The sequence below is a fragment of the Sulfitobacter sp. F26169L genome (genome assembly GCF_026410285.1).
Classification (GTDB): domain Bacteria; phylum Pseudomonadota; class Alphaproteobacteria; order Rhodobacterales; family Rhodobacteraceae; genus Sulfitobacter.
The window spans coordinates 1-5,106 of sequence record NZ_JAPMLP010000022.1 but is presented as its reverse complement, the minus strand read 5'-3'; the positions used below and the strand labels follow the sequence as shown (position 1 = coordinate 5,106).

The following is a 5,106-nucleotide window of genomic DNA, read 5'->3' as shown; positions in this document are numbered from 1 at the left end:
CGAAAAAATGTCCGTAAAGTCGATGTTCCGACATTTGGCACCCTACCCCAGTCAACACCTCCCTTGACGCATGACGAGGCGCTATGAGCGTATCTGTGTAGGTTTCGACAGCGCCTGTATCCTTGATCGGCACAAAAATCGTTCGAACAAGACGATCAACAAAAATAAATCCCTTTTTTTGAAATCTCCTTTTCCGACCCCCCGCCCCCCTGCCTCTTCACTTTGATTTTGTCCTTGCCCTGTCCCTACTCGCTGCCTGAAACCTTTTAATGATGCTGCCGAAGGCAGAGACGCGGAGCGCCCTTTCCTGTCGATAGACAGGCCACGCGGTTACGCGAGCCAGCTTGCTGGGCCGATGTGACCGCCTCACGTTGGCGTCTGGCAGGTTGAACGCTCTTTCGCGTGATACATGCTGGGACGCCCCGCCTCGCAGAGCGTTACCCTGAGACGGGGTAACGGGAACCAGCTGCAAAGCTGGTTCGGGTTGATAAAGATCATCAGTTTGCGAAAAAATATTACCCGTGATAATTTCCGTTTTATCATGGTCAAAATCACGGGTGATGGCATGGCTGACGATACCGGACACAGATTTATGACATACGAAGATGCGGCTAAACTTTTGCGCATTAAACCCGATAGTGTAAGGCGCAGAGCCGCAAGTAGGCACTGGCCGAAGCGACAGGGAAACGACCGGAAAGCCCGTGTCGGTATCCCGACCAGCATCATCCCTGATGGCATCCCTGCGCTCACCCCTGATACCATCCCATATGAACACGCGCTGCGCGAGGAGCTGGCGACCACGAAACAAGCACTTGCCAGGATGGAAGGGCAGGCAGAAGCCACCACGGCCAGACTGATCGACCTGGCGGCGGACCGAGACGCATGGAAGGCGCAGGCAGAACGGCTTGCATCAGACCTCCGGCCCGTCGTTCCAGCCAGCCTCTGGAGTCGGATTTTCGGCGGCAACTAAGTCCTCTTCGATGCTCGCAATATCCCGCATCAAGTCCTTGCCGATGAGATCCAGACTCAGTGCCGATCCTATGCGCACAACCACATCCCGCACTCGTTTCATGAACTGGCTGATCTTCCGGCGCTCTTCATGCGCCACCTCAGCCACCTTTTCTGCCTCTGTGTGAGCCGCCTCGATGATTTGGGTGGCTTGTGCCCAAGATTGAAGTTCTTTGGCCTCAGCGGCCCTCTCACGCGCTGATACGGCCTCTTCCCGCGCCTCCAGTTGCTTTTCCCGCCGCATCACACTGCCATGGACCTTTCCCAGCGTGTGGGCCTTCTCGGCGGTGGCCGTGTCCCGTGCGTCAATCTTCCCCACACGGGCCTCTGCAGCGCTCACATGCAGGTCAGCGGCATCGGCACTGGCCTGCGCCGCCTCTGCCCTCTCCAAAGCCGTCTTATGGGCCTTAGCGGTCGCTTTCTCGGCGTTCCATTGTTCGCGGGACAGTCTGCGGCGTCTGGGGCCTGAGCGTGTGAGGCCTTCAGGAACCCCGACCGCCGCGTGATATTCATCCTGCCAGATCGTCATGGCAGCTTTCAAAGCGCGATTGCCCAACTTCACGGCTTCCCGATTTTCGACACCATCGGCTTTGGCTCTGGCCTCAACCTCTTTTTTTGCGACCTTTCCCGGATGCAGTGTTGTGGCATCTGCACCGGGATCATCAGGGAGAAGCCATGCGTGAAGATGCGGATGATTTTCATCATCATGGGCCAGAGCAACACAAAGCTGGCCCCCGTATTTTGTCCGGAGCCAGTCGAGATTGCGTTGTTCCCATGCAGCCAATTTTGCTTTGGCTTCATCTGTGACAATGGCAGAACGAGGCACAGGATAGCTCATGACGATCGAGGCCATGGTGTGACGGTCGGTGCGAATGGCACGGCTCTTTTGTGATCCATCAGCCATGATTGCGATTGTAGAGCGCGCAGCAACATGGGCGGCATGATCGGCGGCAAAGGTGGCGGGGTTGCCGAGAAGAACGCGGGGAGGGGCTGGATTTTCAACATGCATCGAAAATTCAGGGTCGCGATTTGCTTCAGCGATGACATGATCAATCGACTGACCCGCCTTGTTTGGTTTGCGCGACCATGTTTGAATATGCGCGAATTGTGGGCCTGACATTGGCGAGAACTCCGAGATTACCTGTTGAGGCATTGTCGGCGGTTCTTAAGAAAATTCCTAACATGCTGATTTTGGTAGAAAAGCCGGGGAAAGCAAAGGCAATAGGGCCGACTATTGTGTTGGCAAGCAACACCCATCTCTCGGCCCCCTAAAGGGACCTCACCTGCGCGCCTACGGCTTGCTTTAAAAGCGTAACCCGCCTTGCGCTGCGCGGTTTAGCGCACCCTCGGCCCACTGGTTCAGGCTCTTATCGTTTGTAAACCTCTCTGCGATTTCCGATCCTCAGAACCAGAACGCACACTTCTGCGTCCTCGATGCTGGCGATGATGCGATAATCGCCAACGCGGTATTTCCAAAACGCCCCCAGCTTCGCTCCCCTCAGGGCTTCACCAATGCTGCGTGGGTCGTCGAGCATGGCAACACGGCCATGCAGGAAAGCCAGAATGCGGCGGGCCGTTTGCGGGTCAAGCTTCGACAGTTCGCGCTCCGCCGAACGCTCGAACTTAACCTGCCAGCCCATAACGCGCCATCAGCTCATCCAGCGACACTGTGTCGGATTTGCCTGCCCGCAGCTCCACAAGGCGCTGTTCTGCGAGGTATAGGTCTTCAAGGTCTTCGAGATGTTCGGTGATGGCCTCGGTCGCATAGAACGTCTTGCTGCGCCCAGTGCGCTGCGCCAGCGCACTCAGCCGAGATTCAACATCGCTGGGAAGGCGAATGGACAAGGGCATGGGGAAACTCCAATCAAATTGCGATACATGTATCGCATAACCTTTCGGCACGGTCAATAATTTGATGCTCCATCACGCAACATGCCGCGCTGCATCTTCGTCGATCTGAACCCAAAATCTTTGAAATTGTCCCTCTGAAATCCTTATTATTTTTATAAAAGGAACGCAGTTCCCTTATTTCTATAGGTTTCTTATTTCAGGGCCTTGTAAGACCATGAAAATAAACATGGAATCGGATTAGGCGGTAGTTTTCGGGACCTATACGGTAGTTTTCGGGACTCTACACGGTAGTTTTCGGGACTACTCTTAGTTATTGATCGTAACAAAACTACTGGTTAAGTAACTGCATGGGATATGCAGTAAACAGCGCGAAAACGAACGACCATGACCCCGCCAAGCTCAGCAAGGCGGGCGAGCTGGCCGATGGGCAATACAGCGAACGGGCTTTGCGCAATCCGCCGAGCTTGCAGGCGCTCAAGCTGCAAGACGTGCTGATGAAAAACGCGGGGGGCAAGATCGCTGACGACCAGTGGCACGAGCTGCCGCTGGCCACCTTCAAACAGGTGAAGGGTTTCCGGAATTTGACCCACGAAGACGTAGTGCGGCTCTTTGAGGAGCTGCGCAGCGTGACCATGCGCCATGTGAACACTGCCGAGGGCCATACCGCCATTTATGGCCTGATTGCCGTGGGCCGCGTCGATATGGACGAAGGCCACGGTAAACTGCGCTATCAGTTCGACGCAGAGTTTCGCAAAATTGTCGAACAATCGAACCTCTATGCCGTTCTGGACTATCGCGCCGGCCTCGCCATGTCCTCGCGCTATGCTCACCGACTGCACGAGATGATCTCATTCCGCGCCGCCCGTGAACGGCAGATGGAACGCTTCACCGTCGAAGAGCTGCGCGCCCGACTGGGCGTCCAGACAGGCAAGCTTTCTACATGGGGCAACTTTCGAAAATTTGCCCTCGATGCTGCTATTGATGAGGTCAACCAGTCGAGCCGTTTCCGTGTCAGCTACCGCATCACGAAACGGGAACGCCGTAAAACGACGGAGATCGAGCTGGCATGGGAGGTCAAAGAGGCTCTGGAAGAGGCCAAGAGGGAGCAGGAAGCCCATTCCGTGGCCCGTAAGGGCCGGAGGGCAGAAGCCAAGGCTCCTCTGGCCTTCCCAGAGACGGGAAGCGTCAAATATACCGACCCATGGGAGACGCTGGCACGTGAAAATTGCAACTGGGACCACGGCAAGCTGGCAGACGCCTTCCGGTCGTTCTGCGCGCAAAAAGGGATCAAGCTGGCGGCAAAGAACGTTGAGGCGGTATTCGTGAACTTCTGCCAGAGTCAGAAGCGGATTTGAGCAAGGTCGCAGGGCTGTTCAGAAACAGTCGTTTCTAGGAGATCATACTTTCTGTAATCTGAGCTGCCCCCTAGACAGCTTGTCCAGAAGAACCAGGCACATTCGGTGTTCCGGCTGTGGGGTCATATGCTTGAGCAGAAATTTGCGCGTATGCATCGAGGGCCGCAGTATTTGTCACTACCATGTTAGACTCTTTCTCTTAAGAAAATGGGACATGCTCGGTAATTGGTCTACCGCCGGATGAAATGAGCTTTGAAGGATGCGGCGGGCTGACAGGATTTGGCCTGTAGTACGCTAAATATGCAGAACTTTTGGGGATGCCTCTCGGCCACCAACAAGTCATATACTGATTTAGCTTATTCTGATTGAAGACCTCACAAGCCGGACGGTCGCTACGAAGCCGTGGGATTAACTCCGCCGGGACCTGCGTCGGCGGGTTCGCCACCAGCGCCTGATAGATCGGATCGTTCTGTGGACTCGGCCCGCAGGCCCCGATCAGCAGCCCCGCCGTCAACACGGCCAGTAATCGTTTCATCGCATATTCCTTTCGCTGGATGGCTCCGACGGAAAGGACAGGGGTTGGCTGGCCACGGGCCGGATAAAGACTTCAATCATGAAGGGAAGCGTATCTTGCCTTTTTAAGAATTCAATCTGAGGTCAGTAGGGGCACGATGCGGGTGGTCGAAAAAATGTCCGTAAAGTCGATGTTCCGACATTTGGCACCCTACCCCAGTCAACACCTCCCTTGACGCATGACGAGGCGCTATGAGCGTATCTGTGTAGGTTTCGACAGCGCCTGTATCCTTGATCGGCACAAAAATCGTTCGAACAAGACGATCAACAAAAATAAATCCCTTTTTTTGAAATCTCCTTTTCCGACCCCCCGCCCCCC

6 protein-coding genes are annotated in these 5,106 nt (G+C 55.2%); 2 read left to right on the top strand and 4 right to left on the bottom strand.

The features are described from left to right. The first annotated feature begins 502 nt into the window (after positions 1-502). Positions 503-970, top strand: coding sequence for a hypothetical protein (locus tag OS189_RS18550; protein ID WP_267168820.1), 468 nt, complete (start codon positions 503-505; stop codon positions 968-970). Here OS189_RS18550 and OS189_RS18545 read toward each other — a convergent pair. The 3 genes from OS189_RS18545 to relB all read right to left on the bottom strand — a co-directional run bounded on the left by OS189_RS18545 (position 911) and on the right by relB (position 2,859). Beyond that, positions 911-2,128, bottom strand: a complete 1,218-nt coding sequence (locus OS189_RS18545) for a plasmid recombination protein (RefSeq protein WP_267168819.1) — start codon at positions 2,126-2,128, stop codon at positions 911-913. The two genes, OS189_RS18550 and OS189_RS18545, sit on opposite strands and share 60 nt — an antisense overlap. 247 nt (positions 2,129-2,375) lie before the next feature. After that, a complete protein-coding gene (locus OS189_RS18540) occupies positions 2,376-2,648 on the bottom strand; it encodes a type II toxin-antitoxin system RelE family toxin (RefSeq protein WP_267168818.1) in 273 nt (90 codons plus the stop codon). Further along, on the bottom strand, positions 2,632-2,859 hold the full coding sequence (relB, locus tag OS189_RS18535; RefSeq protein WP_267168817.1) for a type II toxin-antitoxin system RelB family antitoxin: 228 nt from the start codon (positions 2,857-2,859) through the stop codon (positions 2,632-2,634). Before relB ends, OS189_RS18540 begins: the two co-directional genes overlap by 17 nt. Positions 2,860-3,206: 347 nt before the next feature. Here relB and OS189_RS18530 point away from each other — a divergent pair, with 347 nt between their 5' ends. Next, on the top strand, positions 3,207-4,214 hold the full coding sequence (locus tag OS189_RS18530; protein ID WP_267168816.1) for a replication initiation protein: 1,008 nt from the start codon (positions 3,207-3,209) through the stop codon (positions 4,212-4,214). A gap of 199 nt (positions 4,215-4,413) precedes the next feature. Here OS189_RS18530 and OS189_RS18525 read toward each other — a convergent pair whose 3' ends face one another. Continuing rightward, positions 4,414-4,749: a hypothetical protein gene (locus OS189_RS18525; RefSeq protein WP_267168815.1), complete on the bottom strand. Its 336-nt coding sequence runs from the start codon at positions 4,747-4,749 to the stop codon at positions 4,414-4,416. Positions 4,750-5,106: the final 357 nt, after the last annotated feature.

Excerpts from the sequence above, each read along its gene's own strand:
- relB (WP_267168817.1), bottom strand. The coding sequence starts at position 2,859 with ATGCCCTTGTCCATTCGCCTTCCCAGCGATGTTGAATCTCGGCTGAGT.
- OS189_RS18530 (WP_267168816.1), top strand. The coding sequence starts at position 3,207 with ATGGGATATGCAGTAAACAGCGCGAAAACGAACGACCATGACCCCGCC.
- OS189_RS18525 (WP_267168815.1), bottom strand. The coding sequence starts at position 4,749 with ATGAAACGATTACTGGCCGTGTTGACGGCGGGGCTGCTGATCGGGGCC.
- OS189_RS18545 (WP_267168819.1), bottom strand. The coding sequence starts at position 2,128 with ATGTCAGGCCCACAATTCGCGCATATTCAAACATGGTCGCGCAAACCA.
- OS189_RS18540 (WP_267168818.1), bottom strand. The coding sequence starts at position 2,648 with ATGGGCTGGCAGGTTAAGTTCGAGCGTTCGGCGGAGCGCGAACTGTCG.